At 36.9% G+C, this 24,930-nt stretch carries 23 protein-coding genes; 10 read left to right on the plus strand and 13 right to left on the minus strand.

Translation table 11 applies throughout. The features are described from left to right. Positions 1-28: 28 nt before the first annotated feature. Positions 29-1,489, plus strand: coding sequence for an adenylate/guanylate cyclase domain-containing protein (locus KTH84_RS01980; RefSeq protein WP_262471765.1), 1,461 nt, complete (start codon positions 29-31; stop codon positions 1,487-1,489). Between the two features lie 56 nt (positions 1,490-1,545). On the opposite strand, the gene fdx is transcribed toward KTH84_RS01980, so the two are convergent. The 8 genes from fdx to KTH84_RS02020 all read right to left on the minus strand — a co-directional run bounded on the left by fdx (position 1,546) and on the right by KTH84_RS02020 (position 7,657). Then, the gene (gene fdx, locus KTH84_RS01985) at positions 1,546-1,884 is read right to left on the minus strand and encodes an ISC system 2Fe-2S type ferredoxin (RefSeq protein ID WP_004792653.1); all 339 of its coding nucleotides are present in this window, start codon (positions 1,882-1,884) and stop codon (positions 1,546-1,548) included. A 17-nt stretch (positions 1,885-1,901) separates the two neighbouring features. Further along, a complete protein-coding gene (gene hscA, locus KTH84_RS01990; RefSeq protein ID WP_262471766.1) occupies positions 1,902-3,761 on the minus strand; it encodes a Fe-S protein assembly chaperone HscA in 1,860 nt (619 codons plus the stop codon). A gap of 38 nt (positions 3,762-3,799) precedes the next feature. After that, positions 3,800-4,318: a Fe-S protein assembly co-chaperone HscB gene (gene hscB, locus KTH84_RS01995; RefSeq protein WP_042896480.1), complete on the minus strand. Its 519-nt coding sequence runs from the start codon at positions 4,316-4,318 to the stop codon at positions 3,800-3,802. A gap of 84 nt (positions 4,319-4,402) precedes the next feature. Continuing rightward, a complete protein-coding gene (gene iscA, locus KTH84_RS02000) occupies positions 4,403-4,723 on the minus strand; it encodes an iron-sulfur cluster assembly protein IscA (protein WP_003651558.1) in 321 nt (106 codons plus the stop codon). Between the two features lie 30 nt (positions 4,724-4,753). Beyond that, positions 4,754-5,140 carry a Fe-S cluster assembly scaffold IscU gene (gene iscU, locus KTH84_RS02005; protein WP_003651560.1) on the minus strand — a complete coding sequence of 129 codons (387 nt, stop codon included), beginning with the start codon at positions 5,138-5,140 and terminating at the stop codon, positions 4,754-4,756. Positions 5,141-5,207: 67 nt separating this feature from the next. Beyond that, positions 5,208-6,425, minus strand: a complete 1,218-nt coding sequence (locus tag KTH84_RS02010; protein WP_262471767.1) for an IscS subfamily cysteine desulfurase — start codon at positions 6,423-6,425, stop codon at positions 5,208-5,210. Between the two features lies 1 nt (position 6,426). Next, a complete protein-coding gene (locus KTH84_RS02015; protein ID WP_003651563.1) occupies positions 6,427-6,900 on the minus strand; it encodes an Rrf2 family transcriptional regulator in 474 nt (157 codons plus the stop codon). A 109-nt stretch (positions 6,901-7,009) separates the two neighbouring features. After that, positions 7,010-7,657, minus strand: a complete 648-nt coding sequence (locus KTH84_RS02020; RefSeq protein WP_042896476.1) for a hypothetical protein — start codon at positions 7,655-7,657, stop codon at positions 7,010-7,012. A 208-nt stretch (positions 7,658-7,865) separates the two neighbouring features. Between KTH84_RS02020 and KTH84_RS02025 the strand changes: the two genes are divergently transcribed. The 3 genes from KTH84_RS02025 (at position 7,866) to KTH84_RS02035 (ending at position 10,760) form a co-directional block, all read left to right on the plus strand. Continuing rightward, positions 7,866-8,321, plus strand: coding sequence for a phasin family protein (locus KTH84_RS02025; RefSeq protein ID WP_202742226.1), 456 nt, complete (start codon positions 7,866-7,868; stop codon positions 8,319-8,321). A 169-nt stretch (positions 8,322-8,490) separates the two neighbouring features. Continuing rightward, the gene (locus tag KTH84_RS02030) at positions 8,491-8,763 is read left to right on the plus strand and encodes an HU family DNA-binding protein (RefSeq protein WP_001043034.1); all 273 of its coding nucleotides are present in this window, start codon (positions 8,491-8,493) and stop codon (positions 8,761-8,763) included. A 131-nt stretch (positions 8,764-8,894) separates the two neighbouring features. Then, the gene (locus KTH84_RS02035; protein ID WP_262471768.1) at positions 8,895-10,760 is read left to right on the plus strand and encodes a SurA N-terminal domain-containing protein; all 1,866 of its coding nucleotides are present in this window, start codon (positions 8,895-8,897) and stop codon (positions 10,758-10,760) included. A 48-nt stretch (positions 10,761-10,808) separates the two neighbouring features. Here the strand turns inward: KTH84_RS02035 and KTH84_RS02040 are convergent, their stop codons facing one another. Next, positions 10,809-11,771 (minus strand): AraC family transcriptional regulator, encoded by a 963-nt coding sequence (locus KTH84_RS02040; RefSeq protein WP_262471769.1) that lies wholly within the window; start codon positions 11,769-11,771, stop codon positions 10,809-10,811. A 171-nt stretch (positions 11,772-11,942) separates the two neighbouring features. Between KTH84_RS02040 and KTH84_RS02045 the strand changes: the two genes are divergently transcribed. Then, complete coding sequence (locus KTH84_RS02045; protein ID WP_262471770.1) at positions 11,943-13,166, plus strand: alkane 1-monooxygenase; 1,224 nt, start codon at positions 11,943-11,945, stop codon at positions 13,164-13,166. Between the two features lie 108 nt (positions 13,167-13,274). Here the strand turns inward: KTH84_RS02045 and KTH84_RS02050 are convergent, their stop codons facing one another. From KTH84_RS02050 to KTH84_RS02065, 4 genes are all read right to left on the minus strand, one after another. Continuing rightward, positions 13,275-14,480: an acyl-CoA dehydrogenase family protein gene (locus tag KTH84_RS02050; protein WP_133973789.1), complete on the minus strand. Its 1,206-nt coding sequence runs from the start codon at positions 14,478-14,480 to the stop codon at positions 13,275-13,277. A gap of 23 nt (positions 14,481-14,503) precedes the next feature. Continuing rightward, a complete protein-coding gene (locus tag KTH84_RS02055; protein WP_171459090.1) occupies positions 14,504-15,787 on the minus strand; it encodes an acyl-CoA dehydrogenase family protein in 1,284 nt (427 codons plus the stop codon). Between the two features lie 229 nt (positions 15,788-16,016). Further along, positions 16,017-17,390: an ABC1 kinase family protein gene (locus KTH84_RS02060; RefSeq protein WP_262471771.1), complete on the minus strand. Its 1,374-nt coding sequence runs from the start codon at positions 17,388-17,390 to the stop codon at positions 16,017-16,019. 232 nt (positions 17,391-17,622) lie between these two features. Further along, positions 17,623-17,925 carry a hypothetical protein gene (locus tag KTH84_RS02065; RefSeq protein WP_034677196.1) on the minus strand — a complete coding sequence of 101 codons (303 nt, stop codon included), beginning with the start codon at positions 17,923-17,925 and terminating at the stop codon, positions 17,623-17,625. A 189-nt stretch (positions 17,926-18,114) separates the two neighbouring features. Here KTH84_RS02065 and ybaK point away from each other — a divergent pair, with 189 nt between their 5' ends. The 5 genes from ybaK (at position 18,115) to cobU (ending at position 24,929) form a co-directional block, all read left to right on the plus strand. Further along, positions 18,115-18,579, plus strand: a complete 465-nt coding sequence (ybaK, locus tag KTH84_RS02070) for a Cys-tRNA(Pro) deacylase (protein ID WP_262472477.1) — start codon at positions 18,115-18,117, stop codon at positions 18,577-18,579. Positions 18,580-18,743: 164 nt separating this feature from the next. After that, on the plus strand, positions 18,744-20,978 hold the full coding sequence (locus KTH84_RS02075) for a TonB-dependent receptor (RefSeq protein ID WP_133973781.1): 2,235 nt from the start codon (positions 18,744-18,746) through the stop codon (positions 20,976-20,978). 560 nt (positions 20,979-21,538) lie between these two features. After that, a complete protein-coding gene (mtlD, locus tag KTH84_RS02080) occupies positions 21,539-23,686 on the plus strand; it encodes a bifunctional mannitol-1-phosphate dehydrogenase/phosphatase (RefSeq protein WP_262471772.1) in 2,148 nt (715 codons plus the stop codon). Positions 23,687-23,796: 110 nt separating this feature from the next. Further along, a complete protein-coding gene (locus KTH84_RS02085; RefSeq protein ID WP_262471773.1) occupies positions 23,797-24,423 on the plus strand; it encodes a 2'-5' RNA ligase family protein in 627 nt (208 codons plus the stop codon). Further along, a complete protein-coding gene (cobU, locus tag KTH84_RS02090; RefSeq protein ID WP_262471774.1) occupies positions 24,411-24,929 on the plus strand; it encodes a bifunctional adenosylcobinamide kinase/adenosylcobinamide-phosphate guanylyltransferase in 519 nt (172 codons plus the stop codon). Before KTH84_RS02085 ends, cobU begins: the two co-directional genes overlap by 13 nt. Position 24,930: the final 1 nt, after the last annotated feature.

Genomic DNA, 24,930 nt, shown 5'->3' on the forward strand with positions numbered 1-24,930 from the left:
GTGGCTACATTGAGGTGTGGAGGATAGGGTGCAATTAGAGAGGTTTATCGATAGAGAGCCTAAGCAGTTTGCATATTTTCATCGCTTGATGGGATATTCAATTCTGTCCTTAATTTTAGTGATCTATGCTTTTACCTCACCTAATACAAATTATCAGATCTATGTTCCACCTTTCTTCCTATTTTTGCTTTTTATTAGCTCAAAGTTAGAGCACTGGCTTCAATATCAATTTGATAAGAAAACACAAAAAAGTGTTTTTTTTGCAATTGATGCAATTGTTGTAGCGGTTACCTTAGCGGGTCTGCATCTTAATTTGGTGCCTACATTTATTGCACTTTTTGCATTATTTTATTCTGCAATTAATAGTCGTATTTCTTTCGCAGTCATTTGTTTGACTAGCTTGTTAGGCGCGATTATTTTTTATTTAAGTACTTTTTTCCTATTTGGTTTTTATACATATTTTGAACCGACTAGCCAAGAGTTAACAGTAATTACACTCTTAGGTTTGGTCATGTTTATCACCATTGGAAATTATTACCAACATCGTTGGGTTAAAAAAATCAGTCAACAGCGTCAACATTACTATGATCAAATGACGCGGTATATTGCTTTTGCTAATCAGTTAAGCCGTTATGCGCCACTCCAGTTGTGGCAATCTATTATGCGCGGTGAAGCGGAAGCAAAAATTGAATATAAACGAAAAAAAATGACTGTATTTTTTTCTGATATTCAAGGTTTTACAGAGTTATCAGAAACTTTAATTCCTGATGATTTGGCATTTTTGCTTAATGATTATTTAAGCCATATGACGGAAATTGCCAAGCAGTATGAAGCTACTGTCGATAAATTTATGGGAGATGCCATCCTCATATTTTTTGGTGATCCGAATTCTCAAGGTGTAGAGCAAGATGCCAAAGCCTGCGTAGAAATGGCAATCGCTATGCGTCAACAAATGAAGTTGTTACGTGAACGTTGGAAAAAAATGGGCTATTCAGCTCTACACATCCGTATGGGAATTAGTACCGGTTACTGCCACGTAGGAAATTATGGGGCAACACATCGTATGGCTTACACCATCGTAGGTCGTGATGTGAATTTAGCAGCTCGTTTACAATATGCTGCTGAAATAGATGAAATCTTAATTTCAGATGATACTTATCAATTAATCAAAAGTGATTTTCTTTGTGCTCCCAAAACGCCAATTTACTTAAAAGGTATTCAAGGTGCAGTAAAGACATGGCAGGTGATGGAGAAATACTCAGGGAATAAGTCAGATCATCAGCAATGGTTTGACTATGAATATAAAGGCTTCCATTTGGTACTTAATTTAGAAGAAGTACAAAACTATGAATATCCTGAATTAGTAGAAGTTCTTGAGAAAATGATTCAAAGGCTTAAAGTTCAACAAACTTTAATTAATACTCAAGGTATTGCACGTTTAAGACTTGAAGATGAAGTTAAACCTGTTGAAATTGATCAACAAGATTAGCTTTAAGGTTTAAAACTAAAATAAAAAAAAGCTGCTTTTAAAGCAGCTTTTCTATTTTAATGACTTTCGGAAGCGTGATTGATTGTATATTTAGGAATCTCAATTTCTAAATCTTCATCAACAATTTTCACTTGGCAGGAAAGGCGTGAGTCAGGCTCAAGACCCCAAGCACGATCTAAAAGATCTGCTTCAACATCATCCATTTCTTCTAGACTATCAAAGCCTTTACGAACAACTACATGACAAGTTGTGCAAGCGCACGACATATCACATGCATGTTCAATTTTGATTCCTCGGTCAAGCAAACTTTGACAAAGATTTGCATTTTGTTCAACTTCAAATTCTGCGCCTTCAGGGCAGAATTGAGCATGAGGAAGTACTTTAATACGGGGCATATTGATCACCTATACCTTTAGTTTGAATTTGACCAATCTTCAAGTTTTGTACCTTTTAAGGCATGGTCAATATGTCGATTCATACGCAGTGCGGCAAAAGCATCACTATGTACTTTAAGTTGTTCTACAGCTTTTTCAATTGCTTGAATATCGTCGCCTTCAAGTTGTGCTTTTAGCAAGTTTTGAGCAGAAGTAAGTGCTTCAAGCTGCTTTTCATCAAGTAAATCGGCATCTACTTTAAGGGCTTGTTCTAAAGCTTCTAGTTCACGCTGAGCTTCAACTTTGGTTTCTTTTAAATGGCGCAGATTTTTATCTTCTTCTGCATGTTGGAAACCTTCAATTAATAAGCGCTCAGTATCAGATTCTGATAAACCGTAAGATGGCTTAATGTCAATTTGAGCCTGTACACCAGAAGTGGCTTCACGAGCAGAAACTGTAAGTAAACCATCGGCATCTACCTGAAAGGTAACTTCAATGCGTGCTTGACCTGCGGTCATTGGTGGAATGCCGTGAAGAACAAATCTTCCTAATGAACGGCAATGTTCTACCAAATCTCGTTCACCTTGAACCACATGAATAAGCATGGCAGTTTGGCCATCTTGATAAGTTGTGAATTCTTGACGACGAGCAACTGGAATAGCGGTATTACGTGAAATAAGACGCTCTACTAATCCACCCATGGTTTCTAAGCCAAGTGAAAGAGGAGTGACATCTAAAAGTAATGAGCCGTCTTGGCTGTTTCCAATTAATTGGTTAGCAGTAATAGAAGCACCAATTGCAACTACTTCATCAGGATTGATTGTGCAAAGTGGTTCTTGATTAAATACATTGCGAACTGCTTGCTGAACAGCATACGAACGGGTAGAGCCACCCACTAATACAACATTCTGAATATCTGATAATTCAAGTTTTGCATCACGTAAAACACGTTTGCAAACACTAATTGTTTTATCTAAAGCAACTTGAATAATGCTTTCAAAAGTTGATCGGTCAAGTGTTAGGACATTTTCAAGCAGTTTTAACTGAACTGATTCTTGTGTAGATAGTTGTTCTTTTGCTTGACGAGCAGCAACAATGAATACTGCATATGCTTCATCGCTCAGAGTATCAATATTTAACTGCTTTTTAGCCCATTTAACAATGAGACGATCTAAGTCATCACCACCTAAAGCAGTGTGGCCGCCTGTAGCTAGTACTTCAAAGACACCTTGTGAGAAACGCAAGATTGATACGTCGAAAGTACCACCACCTAAATCATAAATTACATAGTTATGATCGGTAGCTAAATTAGTTTCTTGGTCTAAACCATAAGCCACAGCAGCAGCAGTTGGTTCATTTAATAAACGTAATACATTTAAGCCAGCAAGCTGAGCAGCATCACGTGTTGCTTGTCGCTGAGCTTCATCAAAATAGGCAGGCACGGTAATTACTGCGCCATTTATTGGATTTTGTAAGCTAGCTTCAGCACGGTCTTTTAATTGCTTTAAAATTTCAGCAGAAATTTCAACGGGGGTTTTACGACCAGCACGTGTTTCAAAAGCTGGCATCTCATTTTCAGAACCCATTAATTCATAGGGATGCTGAAATTTGATATCTGCTTTTGAGCGACCCATAAAACGTTTTACAGAAACAATTGTATTTTTAGGATCGGCAATAAGGAAAGGCTTTGCTTCTTCACCATAGTGAGTTGCATCATTTCCATAGTGCACAATAGAAGGAAGGAGTCTTCTTTCTTTTTCGTCATTGAGTACTTTAGGTTTGCCTGATAACACTGTCGCAACTAAAGAATGTGTCGTTCCGAGGTCGATACCAATCGCAATGCGGTGTTGATGTGGGGCACTGGATTGACCCGGTTCAGCAATTTGCAAAAGTGCCATGAGTTAAATCCCTTGAATATAATTTGGAAAAAGCAAAATTAAAAATCGTCGTCTAAATCAAAGTTGTCTTCATCATCCAACATTTGATCTTCTGCTTTTTCAATATCGTTAAGAACGCGCTGAAAGAAACGTAATTTACGTACGGTATCTCGAGCTTCGCCCCAGTCCTCATCTGCATAATCAATTTTAAATTCGCGAACTAGGCTATCCATCCATTGAAACACTTCTTGTTTAAGTGTACTTAAATGCTCTTGTGAAGTTGCTTCATCAAGTTGTTCACGAATTTCTAATGCTGATTGTAAGAACTCAAAATCGCTAATAGATTGATCGAGGTGGTGATCTTGCTTTTTGAGTGACAATAGATAAGCAGCGCGGCTATCTACTTGCGACAAAGTTTTAAAAGCTTGATTGATTTCACTTGATTTGATCAACGCCTGATCTTTATCTTCAGCTTTATCTGGATGATACTGCTGCTGCAAACTCAAGAAACTAGATTTTAAGCTCGCCAAATCGATATCGAGTTCTACGGGTAAATTGAACAACTCAAAATGATTCATTGGAAATGAGGTCCACATTAATTAAATACATTAAAACAGTGCTATAAAAAGACACTGTTTTAATGAGAGATGAAAGGAGAATGCTTAGACAGTGAAAGATTCACCACAGCCACATTCACCTTTTTTGTTAGGATTGTTAAATTCGAACCCTTCATTAAGGCCATTTTTAACGTAGTCCATTTCTAAGCCTTCTAAATACACTGAGCTTTTTGGATCTACAAATACCTTAACGCCAAATTGTTCGAAAACTTGGTCATGTTCATCAATAGAGTCTACAAACTCAAGAACATAGGCCAATCCAGAACAACCAGAAGTTTTCACACCCACGCGAATGCCTTCACCCTTACCTCGATTTTTAAGGTAATTGCTAATATGAGTCGCAGCATTTTCAGTTAAATGAATCATGAAAACTCCAACGTTTACAATGGTAACAAATTACGCTTTAGATTTTTTAGTGCGATAATCTTCAATCGCAGCTTTAATCGCATCTTCAGCTAGTACAGAACAGTGAACTTTTACTGGTGGAAGTGCAAGCTCAGTCGCAATATCAATATTCTTGATGGTTTGAGCTTCATCAAGAGTCTTACCTTTTAACCATTCGGTTACAAGAGAACTTGATGCGATTGCAGAACCACAACCATAAGTTTTAAAACGTGCTTCTTCGATTACACCGTTATCGTTTACTTGGATTTGTAAACGCATCACGTCGCCACACGCAGGTGCACCGACCATGCCTGTACCAACATTTTCAGAGTTTTTATCTAAAACACCAACATTACGTGGATTTTCGTAATGATCAATTACCTTTTCGCTATAAGCCATGTCGCTTCTCCAAACCTCGGGGTCAGCCTAATATTAATATGAGGGTAAAAACACTAATTTCAATGAATTAGTGTTCTGCCCATTCAACCGTAGAAAGATCGATACCTTCTTTATACATATCCCAAAGCGGAGAAAGTTCACGTAATTTCTCAACAGCGGCTTTGGTAATTGTAAGCACATGATCAATGTCTTCTTCAGTTGTGTATGTACCAAAACTAAAGCGGATCGAGCTGTGTGCTAGCTCATCAGATAAACCTAATGCGCGAAGAACATAAGAAGGCTCTAAAGTTGCAGAAGTACAAGCAGAACCACTTGATACAGCAGCATCTTTAAGTGCCATCATTAAAGATTCACCTTCAACAAAGTTAAAGCTGACATTTAAATAGTTAGCAACGTTTTGAGTTGGATGGCCGTTTAAGAAAACCTGTTCAAGGCCTTGTAAACCATTCCAAAGTTTGTCACGTAGTTTACGAATGCGTTCTTGCTCTGCGTGCATTCTTTTGCCAGCAATTTCAAAAGCTTCACCCATACCAACAATTTGGTGAGTTGCTAAAGTACCAGAACGCATACCACGTTCATGACCACCACCATGGATTTGTGCTTTTAAACGAACACGTGGGCTACGACGTACATATAATGCACCGATACCTTTTGGACCATAAATTTTATGAGCTGAGAAACTCATAAGATCAATTTTCATGGTAGATAAATCGATTTCAACTTTACCGGCAGCTTGAGCAGCATCTACATGAAAGAAGGTTTTATTGGCACGTGTTAATTCACCAATTGCTGCTACATCTGTAACTGAACCGATTTCGTTGTTTACCATCATAAGAGAAACAAGAACAGTATCAGGACGAAGGGCAGCTTTTACCATTTCAGGGGTAATTAAACCTGTTTGTGGTTCTGGTTCTAAATAAGTAATTTCAAAACCTTGTTCTTCTAATTCACGACAAGGATCTAGAACAGCTTTGTGTTCAATTTTACTTGTAATAATGTGTTTGCCTTTAGAAGCATAGAATTGAGCTACGCCTTTAAGTGCAAGGTTGTCTGATTCGGTAGCACCAGAAGTCCAAACGATTTCACGTGGATCAGCTTTAATTAAATTTGCCACTTGCTCACGTGCATATTCAACTTTTTCTTCTGCCTGCCAGCCATAAGCATGGGAACGAGATGCAGCATTACCAAAGGTACCGTCGAAAGTTAAACACTCCATCATACGTTCTGCAACTTGCGGATCTACTGGAGTGGTTGCTGCGTAATCAAGATAAATTGGACGTTTCATATCAAATACCTGTACCCGATAAAAGAGCTGAATCTGTGCCAGTCACATTTTGGCGCAATGCAACAGTTTGAACGTTGTCTCGGCTAATGAGGTCGGCAAGAGAGATTTTTGCTAAATAGTCGGCAATATGATGAGAGAGTTCTTGCCATAAATCGTGAGTAAGACACATTGCACCATTTTGGCAGTTAGCTTTGTGGTCGCAACGTGTTGCATCAACGGTTTCATTTACGGCTTCAATAATTTCTAACACAGTAATTTCATCAGCGTTTCGAGCCAAATGATAACCACCATTTGCACCACGGACACTAGAAACTAACCCATGACGCTTAAGTTTAGCGAATAACTGCTCTAAGTAAGCAACTGAAATAGATTGACGAGCGGCAATTTCGGCGAGCGTGATCGTTTGCTCAGTTGGCTGCAAAGCTAAATCAAGTAGAGCAGTCACTGCGTAGCGACCGCGAGTTGTAAGGCGCATGATTCGATACACATGTTAAGACTAGATAATAGGATTTTATGAATCCCGACTAAAATAGTCAAGTTTTTTTATTTTTAATTCAAGTGCAGGATCAGGATGGAAAAATAATTTAAGCTATCCACAAATTATATATGAAAAAAACAATAAATATCAGGGTAATTATACCAAAGCCTAAGTTAATGTTGCGTTGACGTTGTTGTAAGCGAGTAATTCGATTTTGATATTGTTTAATTTCCACTTGAAGTGAATTGATTTCTGAACGTTGTTGATCAATTTTTTCAAGCAAAGGGGCAATTCGTTTACGGGAAGCAAGAGTTTCAGCTTCATCATCAGGTGTATTAAACCATTGCTTCCAGTCAGCTAAAAGTTTAGGCAGAGTGAGATGAGAAATTAAGTCAAATAACTCTTTTTTCGTTTCTTCATCACCATCAATACGCATGTTCTTGAGACTACGCTGGTTGGCAAAAGCGAAAATTTTAATCAAATCGATCAGCGTACTATTAATTTCAAGATCAATATGCCGATCAAAAGAGTGGATATCGAATAACAAACCCTTTTCTGTAAATTGAACATAGAAATCAAAAAAAGGAAGGTAGCTATTGATACGAATAGTTGTTTTATTTGAAATAAACTTTTTCGCTTGCAAGCGAAGAACACCATCGTGGGTGAGTATAAATGAAAAGAAAGTTTCTAAAATAATTAGAACAATATTCAGCAACAGACGGGGATGTTTTTGTCTTTGTTGCGTTTCACTCATAAAAGTTTATCCTTACAAATAGTAGTTAACTGAAGAATGGGACATCCTATCCCAAACTTTAATAAATGTCCTGTTAAATATATTTACATGACTTAATTGCTTTGTAGAACAGTTTTGTAAATGGATCAAGTCTTTACTTTGATATTATAGAAATATTTTGTGGTCAAATCAGTCATCATTTCTCTCATCTGACTAGGAGCTTAGATCAATGGATAATGCAAATATAGATACCCCGACAGAAGAGTTAGAAGAAAAAAACAAATTAAAATCAAGAGGTTCAAGAAAATCGGCTTTGGATTTTAGGAAGTATACCAAGCAAATCTGGTTAGCAGGGCTAGGGGCTTTTTCACGTGCAGAGGAAGAAGGTAACAAGCTATTTGATTCTTTGGTTAAGGTAGGTGAAGAGCTAGAATCTAAAACCGGAGATTTAGCAGATAATACTGTTGGTAAGGTCACAGAAAAAGCAAAAGAATCTGTATCTGAAACGAAAGACAAAGTAGAAAAGATTCTTGATACAAGTGTTAATCATTCTTTAAACCGGATTGGATTGGTGACGCCGAAGGATTTACAACACATCGAACAGCTGCTTGTACAACTGCATATTAAGGTCGATGCTTTAATAGAAGAAAATCAACAATTGAAAGCAAAATTGAATAAAAAGTAAAAAAATGTTGGGATTTAGCAAATATATAACAGTTTTTTAGCATTTATTTTTGCTAAAAGCCCTGCTCTAGTATTGCGTTTTCCCCTAAAGCATTGCTATAAAGGCGTCATGGCCTTTTAAACTATAGCCTTGGACCTTAAACAAACGATATTAAGAGGATGTTTTATTCATGAATAAATCAGAATTAATCGATGCAATTGCTGAAAAAGGGGGAGTATCTAAGACTGATGCAGGCAAGGCACTCGATGCGACAATTGCGTCAATTACTGAAGCACTTAAAAAAGGTGACACAGTAACTTTAGTTGGTTTTGGTACTTTCAGTGTTAAAGAACGTGCTGCACGCACTGGTCGTAACCCTAAAACTGGTGAAGAGCTTCAAATTAAAGCAACAAAAGTACCTAGCTTCAAAGCTGGTAAAGGTCTTAAAGATTCAGTAGCTTAATCTTTTAAGATGATTAAACGCGCCAATATAGGCGCGTTTTTTATTAAATATCTGAATTGACCAATATTGCTCATTCATTGATTGTGGTTTTTCAGTTAAAATTCTCCTCGAAATAAAATATTGGAATACTTATGGAATCGTTTCGTACAGTCATTAAGGGTTGGCTCGGCAAAGTCCTTCTAATTTTGTTTTTGACCCCTTTAGCACTTGTAGGTATTGAAGGATATTTTAATAGGGGAAACAAGGCTGATGTTGCAAAGACAGTAAATGGCCAAGAAATATCTAAAAAAGACCTTGAAACTTTAACTCAGTCTTACAAAGAACAATATTTAGCTGCTGTTAAAGGTGATGAGAGTTTACTTAATTTGCCTGTTATTCAGGCTAAGGCACTCGATATTTTAGTGTCACGTAATTTACTAATTCAACAAGCTGAAAAACTAGGTATTTCACTGAGTGATACTCAAATTGAGCAGATGTTAGCTCAGCAGCCTAGTTTGCAAGAGAATGGGCAATTCTCGCAAAAACTCTATGAAAATTATTTACGTTCTATTGGTATGACAAGTCAGGGCTTAATATCTAGCCTTCGTCAAGATCATGCTTTAAAAATGCTAACGTCAACTTTTTCTGATTATTCTTTAGTAAGTAAAGTTGATTTAATGCAAATTGCGAATTTGCAAACTGAACAACGTACATTACATTTGGCTAGTATTAAATTAGATGGTTATAAAACTGGTTTAACTGCCTCTAATCAAGAAGCTACGGATTATTACAACAAACACCAAAATGAGTTTAAGCAACAAGCTTCTGTTGACGTGGATTATGTTGTTGTGTCTCCATCACTGATGGCTAAACCAGCTCCTGCAACTGAAGCTGAACTTCAGCAAGCATATAGCAAGTTCGTTGAAACTCAGAAAAAAGATGCTAAACGGACTGTGAAGCATATTTTAATTACTACAGATGCTCGTGATGATGCAGCAGCTCAAAAACTTGCTAAAGAAGTATATGCGAAAATTCAAGGCGGTCTTACATTTGCACAAGCTGCATCTCAGTTCTCTGAAGATCCAAGTTCGAAAGCAAAAGGCGGTTTAGTTGAAGCATATGCACCGGGTGTGTTTTCCGATGCGTTTGATAAAACTGTAGTGAGCTTAAAAAATGGACAAATTTCTCAACCAGTAAAAACTCAATATGGTTATCATATTATTGAGGCAGAAACTCAAGTTAATCAAATCCCTTCATTCGAAGCAGAGAAGGCGCGTTTAACAGCTGAGGTTGAAAAGAATAAAGTTGCGACTGTTTATTCAGATACCGTAAATAGTCTAAATGAAACGATTGTTGGTAATGATTCTTTAGAAGCTGTTGTGCAAGAAGTAAAAGGTACAAAAGTTGAATCATTAAATGGCGTAACTTTAGCTACACAAAATCCGTATTTAAGTGATCCAAACGTTAAAATTAAATTGTTTAATGATGACGTGAAAAATGGTGACCGTAATGCATCATCTAATATTCAATTAGCGAATGGTGATACGGTATGGGTTAAAGTACGTGATTATCATGCTGCTGGTGTAAAACCTTTAGCACAAGCGATGAATGAAGCGAAAGCAAAAGTTATCGATGAAAAAGCGCGTAAAGCTGTTCAAGCAAAAATTGCTACAATGTTGGCTGAATTTAAAACTCAACCAGCAGATCAAGTTGTTGTTAAAAATAAAGTAGCATTTGAATCGGCTGGCGTATTTAGTCGTTCGCAAGGATTAAAGCGTGAAATTGAGCGCGCAGCATTTAGTGCAGCTACACCTAAGCCAGGTATGTGGTCTGTTTCAACAGCGAATTTACCAAATGAGCTAGTTGTTGTTGCAGTTTCAAATGTAAATTCATCTACTGCAAATGCTATTCCTGCTGATCAGTTACAGCAGTTACAGCAACTTTATCGTCAATCGCGTGGTCAACAAATATTAGAAGATTACAGTCAATATTTAAAATCACATGCGAAAATTAAATAATAATTTGATTCAATAAAAAAAGCGCTGAGGCGCTTTTTTTATTGGTAGTTAATCTAAGGTATGTCCAATATATTGCTGTCTATATTGTTTAGGAGATAAATCAAAAATTCGTTTGAATGCCTGACTAAATGCTGTTTCAGATGAGTAGCCGACCTTATTTGATATTTGTTGAATTGATAAGTTGCTTGTGCGTAAATACTGACTTGCTAAACGGAAACGATAATGCTGCAAATATGTGAGGGGTGGCTCACCAATAATACTGTTAAATATGTTTGCAAATTTAGAACGTGACATACAGCATTGTTCAGCTAAAGACTCAACTGTCCATGCTACTTCGGGTTGGCTATGAATAGCAGATAGTGCATTGCTCAGTTCAGGATGTGTTAAGGCACTTAACCAGTTTTGTTGATCTGTCATCTGTTGAATATGATCACGAATGCATTCAATGAGCAGAATACTGACTAAATGATCAATAATTTTGTCATGACCCGGTCTGATTTTTTGAGTTTCGATTGCTAGAAAATAGAGTCCAATTTGTAGCCATTCAGGTGGATTAGTTTGATTTTCATGTTGAATATGCATGATGGACGGCAATGCATTAATGAGCGGCCCAGCCATATGAGTATCGATTTGGCAGCGTAAACATAGCAATAATGTATTATCTGGAGATGAAGTACCAAACTCGATTGCGTCTTGTCTGTGACCGTTAAAAAGCGAAGTGATATCCAGAAAATCTACCAACTTACTCGCTGTTGATTTTGAGTCAGTCGCATTATGTGCTTTTCCCGAAGGAATTAAAATAATATCACCAGCTGTTGCAGTTATTTTTTCTGAAGCATTAAGTTGTATATATACTGAACCAGTTAAAACAATATAAGCAAGTAGAGCAGATTGATCTTGTGTTTTAAAAGCCCATTCTCCTTGCGCTTTTAAATAGATGTATTCAGACTTATTCAGGTGAATATCATCAAAAAATTTACTTAGTGCATCCATATTTAAATGATCAATCATTATTTTAATAAAATTATAGTGAGCTATAAGAATAGATCAACATGTGTTTTTAGGACAAAAAAGTGGAAGAAAATGCCAAAGACTTTAACATAGGTTTTTTGGACGCTTACTACTGTTAACTAAACACTATTTCTTTAACTATATAGACATATAGAAAAAGGAAATATGGCTATGAATGCACCAGTAAATGTTCAGCAAGAACTTATGCCAGTGCGTGCGTCTATGCGTGAAATAGATCGCAAACGCTTTTTATGGATGATTAGTCCTGCTTTACCTGCTATCGGTTTAGGTATTTTAGCAGGTTATCAGTTTGGTCCACGCCCTTTAAAGAAAGTTTTCGCGTTAGGTGGTCCACTTGTATTACATGTCGTGATTCCTGTAATTGACACAATTGTTGGGAAGGATGCTCGAAATCCGACAGATGAAGAAATTAAGCTTTTAGAAAAAGATCCATATTACTCACGTCTTGTGAAGAGTTTTATTCCTCTACAGTATGCTGCAAATGTGTATGCATGTTATTTAACAAGTCGTAAAACAACATCTTTTATTGATAAGATTTTACTTGGTATCTCAATGGGAGCAATCAATGGTATTGCAATTAATACAGCCCATGAGTTAAGTCATAAGCATGATCGTATAGACCATATTTTGTCCCATCTTGCTCTAGTTCCTACAGGTTATAATCATTTCCGTATTGAGCATCCTTACGGTCATCATAAACGTGCAGCTACACCAGAAGATCCAGCTTCATCACGTATGGGTGAAACATTCTATGAATTCTGGCCACGTACTGTTATTGGTTCTTTTAAATCCGCAATAGAAATTGAAAAAAATCGGTTAAAACGTAAAGGTAAAGAATTCTGGTCTTCAGATAATGAATTATTACAAGGCTGGGGAATGACTGCCGCTTTTCATGGTTCTATGATTGGAATTTTTGGTAAAGGTACAATTCCATATTTAACCACTCAAGCTTTTTATGGGATTAGTCTTTTCGAAATTATTAACTATATTGAGCACTATGGTTTATTACGTCAGAAAAAAGCTGATGGTAATTATGAGCGCACAATGCCTGAGCATAGCTGGAATAATAATAACGTAGTAACAAACTTATTCTTGTACCAGTTGCAGCGTCATTCAGACCATCATGCTTATCCGACTCGTCCATTCCAAGCATTACGTCATTTTGATGAGGCACCAGAGCTACCAAGCGGTTACGCAAGTATGCTACTACCAGCCTTAATCCCTTCGTTATGGTTTAAAATGATGGATAAACGTGTTTTTGATCACTATAAAGGTGATTTAAACAAAGCGAATATTTCATCAAAGCGTCGTGCAAGAATCTTTAAGAAATTTGGGGTAATTGATAAAGCGCTAGAAAGTACAACTACTGAATAAATAAAACATTGATTCCTGAAATACGAAGCCCTCTAGTTATTAGACTAGAGGGCTTTTAAGTTTTGATATAAAGAGCTAATAAATTAAGGGAAGAAATTCCCTTAATTATTATTTTAGTTCGCTAGAAGATTTACCCAGTTCTCGGCGAGCAATGATCAATTGCTGAATTTGTTGAGTACCTTCAAAGATATCGAGAATTTTCGAATCACGCGCCCATTTCTCAAGTAACTCGTCTTCGTTATAGCCAACGCTTGCAGCCAGTTCGACACATTTTAAAGTAATCTCGTTACCCACACGGCCAGCTTTGGCTTTAGCAATAGAAGCTTCTTTAGAGTTTGGCTTTTTGTTATCTGCCATCCACGTTGCCTTTAACATAAGCAGGCGAGCAGCTTCCCACTCAGCTTCCATACGGTAGATTTGTGCTGCAAGATTAGAGGTGTGTAGATAAGGTGTAGAATAGTCAGGATCGAGTTGATCTTTAAAAATCTCTTTAATACGTTCTAGAGAAGCTTTAGCACAACCGATTGCCATTGCAGCGACGAGAGGGCGAGTGTTGTCAAAAGTTTCCATCACTCCGGCAAAACCTTTTGCAACATCAACTTCAGCATTTCCTAAAAGGTTTTCAGCAGGTACACGGCAATCAATAAAACTAATCACTGCTGTGTCTGAGGCTTTAATTCCTAATTTGTGTTCGAGACGTTCAACCTTCATTCCAGGTGTACCTTTGGGTACTACAAATGATTTAATGGCTGCTCGGCCAACTTTGCGATCCAGTGTTGCCCAGACTACGACAGAGTCTGCACGTTCGCCCGAGGTCACAAAAATCTTTTCGCCATTTAAAATATAGTCATTACCATCTTTGGTTGCAGTTGTACGAATAGCAGCAGAATCAGAGCCGCAACCTGGCTCGGTAATTGCCATTGCTGCCCATGTTCCTTTGAAACGCTCTAATTGCTCATCATTTGCAACAGCAGCAATGGCTGAGTTCCCAAGACCCTGACGTGGCATACTCAGCAATAAGCCTGTATCGCCATAACACATCTCAATAATCCCAAGAGCGGTAGACATATTGGTTCCGTTACGGATGCCTTCGTTATCTGTATCGCCACGGTTACCAGCACCCGCAGCTCCGGCATTAATACCTTCGCCACCTTCGTTCATTCCATCGATGAGTGAGGCAAGCATATCGAGTTCTTTAGGATAAGCATGCTCAGCTTTATCATATTTACGAGAAATAGGGCGTAAAACGTTGATTGCAACATCACGTGCTTGATCAATCATCATTTTGAATTTTCTAGGATTTTGCAAATTCATTATAGTATCCTCTGATTGATCATTTAAGCATGTAAGCCAGATTGTAAAATTGCAGTAGCTCGTAAATCACGGTACCAACGTTCAACTGGGTGTTCTTTTGTGAAACCATGTCCACCAAGAATTTGCACACCATCTGTACCAATTTTCATGGATTTTTCAGCACAAAGTAGTTGGGCCAGATAAGCTTCACGGTGGAACGACTTGCCTGATTCTGCAAGGCTTGCCGCATTTAAAACCAGCATACGCATTGCGTCAATTTCAATTGCCATATCTGCAATCATGAAAGCGACACTTTGCCGATGTGAAATTGGTTCACCGAAAGCAGTTCGTTCATTGGCATATTTAATACAATACGCTTTAACCGCTTCACAGGTACCCACAGCCATTGCACACCACATTAAATTACCTAAATCTAAAAAGGCGGTGTAATCAAAATCTGCTGCACCTAAGCGTAGAGCAGGTGTGTTATTAAAGCGTAAAGTTGCCGTTTCTGTCGCTTTAAGCCCCATGGCGGAGGTGTTTTTAATTGAAATTGTTTCGTTGCATTGCACAACAAATACATCTGGCTTGCCGTTAAAGTCTGCACTTACGATAAATACATCGGCCAAATCACCTAAAATAACAAGTGTTTTTTCACCATCAATAAAAAATTGATCATTTTCAAGTGAGGCTTTGGTTTTTAATTCATAAGGATTAAAAGCCGGAGTGGCTTCTTGTACCGCAAAAGTTGCTGTAATGTCTGAGTCTTCTGCAAAACAAGGTAAGTACATCGATTGAACTTCGGTTGAACCCCAACGCGTGATTGCATTAATGACGCTAAATGTACTGAGTAATCCTGCTGTAAGGCTAAAATCACCTTGTGCTAGTTTCTCGGCAATCAGTAAATTACTAACAATATTTTGTTCAGCTGCTACACCACCGAGTGCTTCCGGAAGGGCATAGTAATTGAGTCCTAAATCTTCTAAATATTGCCAGAGACTTTCTGGAAACTGACCAGCTTGATCAGCTTCGTGAGCTAACCCTAATAAAACTTCTTGAGCAAATTGAGACATTGCTTCAGAGGTCATTTGTTGTTCTTCAGTTAGGCTTAAATCAAACAGAGTTTTTTGTTGTTGAGGTAACCGCTGTTGGGAGATCTGTTTCGGTTTAAATGCTTTTTGAGTCTGGCTTAACGCTCTAAAACCAGCTTTCGAACCTTGATAAAGAGATTTTTCTATAAATTTACGCAACTTGAGTTGATCAAGTACATCGCTTCCAGCCAATTTAGTGATCAGCGATAAACCCAAACCCTGAGCTTTATTGATCATACTTGTCATGATTATGGTGTCCTAACACATTGTTATTGTTTTATGCTGACACGCCTGATAGTAAAAAACTATGTCGTTACTGACATTCCAAAAATGAGTAGATAAATGGTAGTTAAGAAGTGAAATTATTTTAAGTTTTTGATTTTATTTGTTTAAAATAATTTGGTTATTGGGTGAGTAGAGATGTATTGACTAGAATGACATAGAATCATTCTAGTCCTTTATTAAATTAAGCAAAGTTACGAATCATACGTCGCACATTTGTTTTTGCATCAATAACCGTCATAAATGTGTAAGCTCCAATAAATTTACGGCTAATAAACATAAATTCTTTTGGAGGAACTGAGAAATAACGTGATGCCATTGATTTACTTGCTTGCTGCATAACACGACTATGTAATTGACTTTTCTTCCAGTCATAACGTTCATGTTCATCCATAAGGCCGGCGGGCATTTCTGGATTATTTACAGGGGTACTAAATGCTTCTGTCGCGATTAAAAAGACATCGGCCATGCCCGGTTTAATACTTTCAGGCATTGCCTCAAAAAACTCATATCCAGTCATTGCTTGTACCATCGCATGTTTATCATGCTGATAACCCGCCTGAATTAAATTACGTGCTACCGATAACAAATGTTCATCAAACTGACGGATAGCACCAAAGTCTAATAAAACAATTTTATCCTGAACATCTTGGCCATTACCTAAACGGACAAGGTAGTTACCGAAGTTAGGGTCGGTTTGCATTTCACCCCATTCAAAAATTTCACGAACAGCAATTTCTAGTGAAGCTTCACCAAGCTGATTACGACGCTCTTGAGGCAAAGACAACATAACAGGGCTATTGATTGGGACACCGCGTTCGAAAGTCATGCAAAGTACTTGGTTCGTACAATATTCATCTACAATTGTCGGAACAATATAACGCTCGTCATCTTTTAAACGTTCACCGAAGCGACGAGTAGTTGCAGCTTCAACATCATAGTCAACTTCACGATGCATCATCTCACGCACTTCATCAAACCACTGATCAAATTCACGGGTTTGTGGCACCATACGTGTCAGTTTAAGCATGTTTTTAAACAAGCTCATATCTGAATCAATTGCGTTTGCAACACCCGGATATTGAATTTTTAGGACTAATTCCAAGCCATCTGATTTACGTGTTGCACGGTGTACTTGTGCGAGAGAGGCGGTACCAATTGGCTCATGGTCAATTGTTAAATCATTTAATTTAGCGCCCAGTTGTTCTTGTAGATGTGGCTTAATTGCAGGCCAATCTAAAGCAACGGTTTGGTTATTTAGGGTATTTAATGCTTGTGTAATCTCTTCTGGTAAAAAATGTTCACCATAAAGAGCCATCATTTGCCCAATTTTAACAATAGAACCCTTAAGTTTACCTATTTCAGAAACCAGATAATTAGCTTGTTCGCTCATCGCTTTTTTGCGTTTCTTTTCTTTTTCTTCATCATTAGAAAAAATAGAAGAAGCACTTGCAGTTGCCCAACGTGTTCCCGCAAGTAAAGAAGCTTTCGCGATTGATAAGCGTCGATCCATGGAAGAAGTTTTTAAACTCTTAAGCTTATCTTTCTGATTTGACATGAAAATAGAATCCTATGCGCATCATGCAGCCAAACGCTGTGATCTAAAATTGTAACGAATATTACATGTTTTAAGCGTATTAAAATAGTTCTCTCGGACTGAATGATAGGTCGAAATTACCATCTTTATTTCATTAGCTCTTAAATAGCCTAAGCAATATAGAAATTTAAGAAATTAACATCCTTCAGATAAGTAAAACTAAAATAAAACGGATCTTTGATAACAAAACGGATTACATCTTAAATTGAATCTTTAATTCAGATTTCTGCATCAAATGAAGGCGATTACTCTGAATATGTTGCAATAACATCTGTTTGACTGAATCATGCATAAAACCAAGTGCATGAGCTTTCACAATAATGATGCTCGGCAGGGTATAAAAGAAATACTTAACATCATCAAGAGTTGCATTATTAAAAATACCTTGTTCAATTAACGTCTGCTGCAAAAACTGTTTTTCATTTAATACAGAATCTGAAGATTCATCCCAAAAACGATGACGCATTGCCATCAGATTGTTGTGTTTATAACTCATAAATTGTCAGCTCAGACTTCAAATCTAAATAAAATATATGGAGTCGAGCCGCGAATATCAAGGTGAGATTATTTTTTCTTCAGTTGCTGATTGAATTTTTATGTAACTGTTGTAAATAGCCTAAGCAAATTTCAAAATTTTTCTAAAAAAACTATAATCAGAACAATTTCATCTATAACACCATTTATTATGACTCCTGCATGCAGATTGTTAAAAAGTAATAAAATTGAATTTTCTATTCATGAATATGAACATGATTCAAATGCCAAAAATTTTGGGTTAGAGGCGGCCGAAAAATTAGATTTGGATGTAAAAGAAGTATTTAAAACTTTAATGGTAAGTGACGATAAGAATTATTATGTTGCTGTCTTGCCGGTTAATCACCAATTAAATTTAAAAAAAGTAGCTACGGCGTTTGGATGTAAAAAATTACAGATGGCTAATCCTAAAGATGCCGAACGTTTAACTGGATATTTGGTAGGAGGAATTAGCCCTTTAGGCCAAAAGAAACGTTTAAAAACTGTCATTGATGCATCAGCACAAAACTTTAGCAAAATTTATGTCAGTGGCGGAAAAAGAGGGCTGGATATTGGTTTAAATCCTAAAGATTTAGCACAGCTTTTAGATGCTCAATTTGTTGATGTGCTTGATTAGTAAAATAAATCTCTTTCTTATCTCATTAAATTAACTAATTTTAAGATAGGTAGTATTAAATTAAATTTTTTAATAAAAACAATTCTCATTATTACTTATATTTAGTATTATTCCGAGCCTTATAAAACTTAACTAATAACTTTTGGGCTTGGAGAAAGGAAAAAATGCATCAATATAAAAAGGTCGGGGCTAACTCAAATCATTTGACGTGTGCTAAACCACGATATTTTAAATTAAAACCTTGTTGTATTGCTGTAGCAGCAATATTTGCGCAGCAGGTTTATGCGAATACAAATATTGAGAAGGCAACCCTTAATAATCAAGCGATACAAAAGCCTGTAGCTCAATTGCAAAAAATTATAGTGACGGCGACACGAACACCCAAAAATATTGCTGAAATTGCAGGTACAGTTCAAACGATTGAGAAGCAGCAAATTGAACAACAAGCAACAGCTGGACGAAAAATTGCCGATATTCTGGCTCAGTTAGTTCCATCACTTGGGGTGAGTAGTGGAACGAGTACCAACTATGGGCAAACAATGCGTGGTCGTGATGTCATGATCATGATTGACGGCGTATCTCAAAATGGATCACGCGATGTTGCTCGACAGTTAAATAGTATTAGCCCAGGCATGATTGAACGTATAGAAGTCCTTGCTGGAGCTACGAGTATTTATGGATCTGGTTCTACCGGTGGGATCATTAATATTATTACAAAACGTGCTGATTCGACTAAACCTGTGAGTTTTGAGACTAAACTTGGTATTACGTCTTCTGATACATTTCGGAGTGATAGTCTAGCTTATGAAGTTGGCCAATCTATTTCATTTAATAAAGATAATATAAATGGTTTCTTAGGGGCTAATTTCACTAGTCGCGGATCTCAGTTCGATAGCCATGGTGATCGTATTGCTATAGCACCTATGCAGGGTAGCCGTCCTGACACTGATACAATTGATATTAACAGTCGTATAAATATAGATTTAACTGATAACCAATCACTAAGTTTGGGTGCGCAATATTATAAAGATGAACAAGACACGAATTATGGTCCTGATTATGGGAAAAATTATATTTATGGAGGAGCGCCTAATTCATATATTGGGAAGAAGGGTTTAGAAATATCTAATCAGCCTTTTACAGAGCGCTACGCATTCAACACTCAATACCAAAATAAAGATATTTTAGGTCAGGTCTTAAATCTAGAAGGATATTACCGTAAAGAAGACGCTCGTTTCTTTCCAGTCTTTTTAGGAGGGGAAAGTACAGAAGCAAAACAATCTCAATCTGAAATCGAAGTTGCTGGTCTGCGGTCAACAGTACAAAGTGATTTAAATATTATAAATCGTGATCTTAATCTAACTTATGGTTTAGATTATGAACATGAAAAAGATCATCAACATTATGAGCACTTCACAGCATTTAATACAGGTTTGACATATAAACCCACAGGTAAAATCTCCGATGCTGGTCCAAATACAACAATTCAAAGCGCTGGCGTTTTTTTACAAGGTGATTACGCTTTAACGGACCGTATGAATGTCCAGGCTGGTACTCGTTATCAATATATTAAAGCTGAAACTGAACAGTACTCGACTAAAAATGGGATACAGCCAAACGGAGCTGTAAATGACGATGCGGTTTTATTCAATTTGGGAGCGATATATGAATTAACAGACGAGCAGCAAATATTTGCTAATTTCTCTCAAGGTTTTAGCTTTCCAGATGTACAACGAATGATGCGTGATGCATTTAATATCTCAACAGCGAATATCCAACCTATTAGTGTAAACAGCTATGAACTAGGCTGGCGTTTACAAGGGGAGCAAAGCCTAAATCTAGGTATAACAGGTTTCTATAATACTTCAGATAAAGTAGTTCAGTTTTACAAGAACAGTAATAAAGAAACTGTTGCTGAGGTTATGGACAAAGACCAGCGTGTATATGGTGCTGAACTAACGGCGACCTATCCATTTATGGAAGAGTTTAAAGTGGGGGGAACGCTTGGTTATACGCGAGGTCAATATAAAGATACGGATGGTAAATGGAAAGAGTTGAATGCTTTTCAGGTATCACCAATCAAAGGTACTGTTTTTGCCGAGTGGAACAATGATGAGGGATATGGCGCTCGTGTGCAAATGCTTGCTATAAAGGGTACAAATGAAGCCGTAAAAGATGACTCACTTTCAGCTGTAAAAATTAAAGGCTATAGCACGATGGATGTTTTGGCACATTTCCCAGCGTGGTGGAAAGGACGTATAGATTTTGGTGTATATAATGTTTGGAATAGAGACTATCGTACTGTCTATAGTCAACAAGCAGAAAAAGTATATGGGCTTGTAGAAAGTATCCCAGCTGAAGGACGTACTTATGGCCTCAGTTATACATTTAATTATTAATGTGAGTTGATATAAGGAATATCTATAAATCATAGATATTCCTTATTAAATATAAAAATAGCAAAATAAACTTGCATCAACAAATGAAAATGATTATCATTATCTATATTAAAAGTTAAAGAATATTTTAATAATTAAATTTAACGCCTACTACTGTAATACTAAGTTTTTAGGCGATTTAAAGTTATACCAGAGGCTCAGACAAGAATAACGGCGAAAGATGAGTTGATTTTTGGTATGTGTACACCTGCAAGATATTATAAAAACATGCAGGTCCAAGCAGCGGTAAATGGAACTAAGAAAAATAAATACGATCAGCGCAACAAAAAGAATAAACCAAGAACAGCAAGCAAGGATGGCTTGCTGCTCTTGTATTTAAAGCCAGCTTCATAATTATTTATATTGTTCAACCTTTTTAGGCTTATAACTCTGCTCAGTAACAGTTTACTTATATTTTTGATTAAAAAATAACCACTAATGTTTCATTTATTAACATCCTGCCTTTTTATCCAATTTTTTGTATACCCTGAATAAAACATGATCAAAAAAGAGGTAAAAACGTGCTTATTTTTCATGGAAAACCTGTTCATGGAGCAATTTTTGATATGGATGGGACAATGTTTGATACTGAGAGGTTGCGGTTTCAAACATTGCAACACGCATCTCAAGAACTCATTGGACAGGAATTTTCACACGAATATTTAATGCAATGTTTAGGTTTAAGTGCAACTACCGCTGAACAATTGGCTCAACGTTTATATGGTGTAAATGTTCCATATAAAGAGATACGAAAAAGAGCCGATGAGATGGAGCTTGACCACATACGAAAACACGGCGTACCTATCAAAAAAGGTTTGGTTCAAGTTTTAGAACGTTTAAGAAAATCGGGTTTGAGAATGGCTGTGGCTACTTCAAGTCGCAGAGCAATAGCAGAAGAATATTTAATTAACGCAAATGTTTATAAGTTTTTTGATGTGATTACTTGTGGGGATGAAGTACAAAATGGAAAGCCTCATCCTGAAATATTTCTAAAAGCAGCAAGTCAACTTCATTTAGATGCTAACCAATGTTTAATGTTCGAAGATTCTGAAAATGGCTTAACGTCAGCGCACACATCAGAAGGTCAAACAATTTTATTAAAAGATATTAAAGAACCAAATGATGAAATGTTGGCAAAAGCCGATTTTTATTACGATCAGATGTATGACTTTTTAACAGATCTTGATCAATTTATTCCTATTGTGGATATGCCAGCAGTACAAGAACCTTTTCCGCAAAGCCTAAATCAACTTACCGTTGGGATACATGGTTTTGGTGCTATTGGTGGCGGTTATATAGCGCAAATCTTGTCGCACTGGGATGGATACACCAAACCAAGACGTATTATTGCTTCTACCCGAAACAGCCTATTCCGCGAAGCGGTAAATGCGTTTGGAACTTATAGCATTCGCTATGGGCAGTTTTCTTATGATGAACGCATTGAAAATATGACAATTGTTGACTCAGACAATGAACAGCAAATGTTAGAGATGTATACCCATTCAAGTTTGATCGCACTTTGCTTGCCTGAACAAGCGATTGAAGCTGAGTCAAAGACGATTGCAAAGGGTTTATACGCTCGTTTTAACTCGGCATTAGAAACTTGTATAGAGCCGTTAACTTTTTTAATTATTTTAAATAAAGTTGGCGCCAAATATTTGGTGATGAAGCATCTTAGAGAAGCACTTTTAGAACTAACTAATGATGAGGATGTGACAGAGCATATTTTAAAAGAACATTACTTTTGTGACACCGTTGTAAACCGCATGGTTTCAAAACTATCTAATCAAAATCTATATCGTCAGCTTCGCATTAAGCACCATTTTCTTGAACAGCACTTATCTGATGTAGAACAAGAGGAGCAGGTCGAAATTGAAGATTGCAATAAACTGACCCAAGATCAGCAAAATCAGGCGTCTTTATATGTAGATAATATGCGTCGTAATTTTCAGCCGGGACATATATTACAAAGCATGGACTTAATCTTGTTCCATAGCGAAACGGATATGCCAATTTATGTAGAAAAAGGTAGCCCTTTACTCGAAAAATTGCGCCAAGTTGTGTTGGTTGAGCAAATTACAGATATTCAATTAATCAAAAACCGACTGTGGAACGGCGTACACGCGATGCTTGCTTGGTATGCATCGTTACTGGGTTATGATTCTATTGGTGTTGCTATGGGCGATAGCTCTGTTAAAGCATTTGCAGAGAATTTAATTACAGAAGTAAAGCAAGGACTTTCAATAGTATTACCTAACTATGCAAAAGATCTAGATCGACTTGCACAGAGTTTTCTAGATTCATGTGAATATGCATTTAAAGATCCGTGTCAACGTGTGGCGCGAGATCCGCTACGTAAACTGGGTCATAATGAACGGGTAATAGCATCAATTGTGGTGAATATTAGTCATGATTTACCCTATAAGAACTTATTAAAGGGCGCTGCTTTGGGTTATGCCTATGTAATTCAATTTTTAAAAATTGATGAGGCTGATGCGATTAAACATTTACAGCAACAAATTCAGAATTTAGATTTGAGTACAGTTCAGAAACGGCAGTTGGAAGTTGAGTTGACGCAATTAATTCAATATTTATTTTCTGAACAAGGCAAGCAACCTTTGAACATGAATAGTACTAACTCCAACACTACGCGCACTCAATATGCTTAAATTCGTTCAATAAATTTGCACTCTACAATTGAATTGAAAGGTAAACATGCTTTAATACAAAAATTGAATCATTTTGAATTAAAGCTGTGCTGCTAAAACCCTCTACGCTCATGGTGCCAACATTTATCCGGGATTATCGGGAATGGCACTGTGGGCGTCAAAATTATGCTTTATGGTATCTGGAAATTAATGATCAAAACTTAGTTGATTATTTAGATACATTACGCGCGCATTTTTCAGATTTTTTATTAGAACCTCATAGCCGTCAATATCATGTCACGCTGTTTATATGCGGTTTTTTGACTCAAGAATCTAAAGTTTATAAAGATGATTTTAGTTTTAGTGAGTTTGAGCAACAGAGGGAATTTTTAAGAAAAGAGGATTTTGCTCCATTTCATTTAAAAATTGGAGCAGTTGATAGTTTTAGTAGTGCTTTATTTGTAGAAATTCAAGATGCCGATAATATCTTATCTCTAATACGACAGAAGTTAGGCACGGTTTCTCATGAAATTGCGGCTTTAGATTATTGTCCGCATATCACCTTGGGTTTGTATAAAAAAGCTTATAGTAGTGATTTGATTTTGCAAAAAATTTCTGAATTACCTGTACAATATAAATACGCTGAATTTGAACTTAAAATTGAGCATTTGACGTTTGGTTATTATCAGGCTCAAACTTTACAAGGTAAGTTATATCCCTCTCAGCATTTGTTTTTAGGTGATTCATGTTGCAACTAATTTTGGGTGGTGCTCGTTCTGGTAAAAGTCGACTGGCTGAACAAACGGCAATAGCTACGCAATTAGCTGTGACTTATGTCGCAACGGCGCAAGCACTTGATCCTGAAATGCAAAACCGAATTGCACACCATCAAAACCAGCGTCCTGCTCACTGGTCATTGGTTGAAGAGCCATTATTTTTAGCAAAAACTTTGCAGAAAATTGATCGACCTAATCAAATTATTTTGGTGGATTGTTTAACGCTCTGGCTAACGAATTTATTACTTTTAGATGATCAAAACGTTCAAGAGTTTGAATGTGAGCAACTAATAGACGTTTTACCTCAGCTCCAGTCAGAAATTATTTTAGTCAGTAATGAAACTGGTCTGGGTGTTGTGCCATTAGGTGAAATTAGTCGAAGGTTTGTAGATGAAGCAGGCAGACTGCATCAAGCTCTAGGACAAATTGCAGATAAGGTTATGTTTTGTGTAGCTGGTTTTCCAATGATTTTAAAAGGTGAGAAGTAAA

Origin of the sequence: Acinetobacter sp. WU_MDCI_Abxb74 (genome assembly GCF_025513915.1) — a bacterium.
Taxonomy (GTDB): Bacteria; Pseudomonadota; Gammaproteobacteria; order Pseudomonadales; family Moraxellaceae; genus Acinetobacter; species Acinetobacter calcoaceticus_C.

What these genes read in the sequence shown, in the direction of transcription:
- cobU (WP_262471774.1), top strand. Translation starts at nt 24,411, where the DNA reads ATGTTGCAACTAATTTTGGGTGGTGCTCGTTCTGGTAAAAGTCGACTG.
- KTH84_RS02045 (WP_262471770.1), top strand. Translation starts at nt 11,943, where the DNA reads ATGAATGCACCAGTAAATGTTCAGCAAGAACTTATGCCAGTGCGTGCG.
- fdx (WP_004792653.1), bottom strand. Translation starts at nt 1,884, where the DNA reads ATGCCCCGTATTAAAGTACTTCCTCATGCTCAATTCTGCCCTGAAGGC.
- KTH84_RS02035 (WP_262471768.1), top strand. Translation starts at nt 8,895, where the DNA reads ATGGAATCGTTTCGTACAGTCATTAAGGGTTGGCTCGGCAAAGTCCTT.
- KTH84_RS02040 (WP_262471769.1), bottom strand. Translation starts at nt 11,771, where the DNA reads ATGATTGATCATTTAAATATGGATGCACTAAGTAAATTTTTTGATGAT.
- iscU (WP_003651560.1), bottom strand. Translation starts at nt 5,140, where the DNA reads ATGGCTTATAGCGAAAAGGTAATTGATCATTACGAAAATCCACGTAAT.
- KTH84_RS02065 (WP_034677196.1), bottom strand. Translation starts at nt 17,925, where the DNA reads ATGAGTTATAAACACAACAATCTGATGGCAATGCGTCATCGTTTTTGG.
- KTH84_RS02025 (WP_202742226.1), top strand. Translation starts at nt 7,866, where the DNA reads ATGGATAATGCAAATATAGATACCCCGACAGAAGAGTTAGAAGAAAAA.
- KTH84_RS02085 (WP_262471773.1), top strand. Translation starts at nt 23,797, where the DNA reads ATGGTGCCAACATTTATCCGGGATTATCGGGAATGGCACTGTGGGCGT.
- iscA (WP_003651558.1), bottom strand. Translation starts at nt 4,723, where the DNA reads ATGATTCATTTAACTGAAAATGCTGCGACTCATATTAGCAATTACCTT.
- KTH84_RS02055 (WP_171459090.1), bottom strand. Translation starts at nt 15,787, where the DNA reads ATGATCAATAAAGCTCAGGGTTTGGGTTTATCGCTGATCACTAAATTG.
- hscA (WP_262471766.1), bottom strand. Translation starts at nt 3,761, where the DNA reads ATGGCACTTTTGCAAATTGCTGAACCGGGTCAATCCAGTGCCCCACAT.
- KTH84_RS02075 (WP_133973781.1), top strand. Translation starts at nt 18,744, where the DNA reads ATGCATCAATATAAAAAGGTCGGGGCTAACTCAAATCATTTGACGTGT.
- hscB (WP_042896480.1), bottom strand. Translation starts at nt 4,318, where the DNA reads ATGAATCATTTTGAGTTGTTCAATTTACCCGTAGAACTCGATATCGAT.
- KTH84_RS02015 (WP_003651563.1), bottom strand. Translation starts at nt 6,900, where the DNA reads ATGCGCCTTACAACTCGCGGTCGCTACGCAGTGACTGCTCTACTTGAT.
- KTH84_RS02020 (WP_042896476.1), bottom strand. Translation starts at nt 7,657, where the DNA reads ATGAGTGAAACGCAACAAAGACAAAAACATCCCCGTCTGTTGCTGAAT.
- KTH84_RS02050 (WP_133973789.1), bottom strand. Translation starts at nt 14,480, where the DNA reads ATGAATTTGCAAAATCCTAGAAAATTCAAAATGATGATTGATCAAGCA.
- ybaK (WP_262472477.1), top strand. Translation starts at nt 18,115, where the DNA reads ATGACTCCTGCATGCAGATTGTTAAAAAGTAATAAAATTGAATTTTCT.
- KTH84_RS02060 (WP_262471771.1), bottom strand. Translation starts at nt 17,390, where the DNA reads ATGTCAAATCAGAAAGATAAGCTTAAGAGTTTAAAAACTTCTTCCATG.
- KTH84_RS02030 (WP_001043034.1), top strand. Translation starts at nt 8,491, where the DNA reads ATGAATAAATCAGAATTAATCGATGCAATTGCTGAAAAAGGGGGAGTA.
- KTH84_RS02010 (WP_262471767.1), bottom strand. Translation starts at nt 6,425, where the DNA reads ATGAAACGTCCAATTTATCTTGATTACGCAGCAACCACTCCAGTAGAT.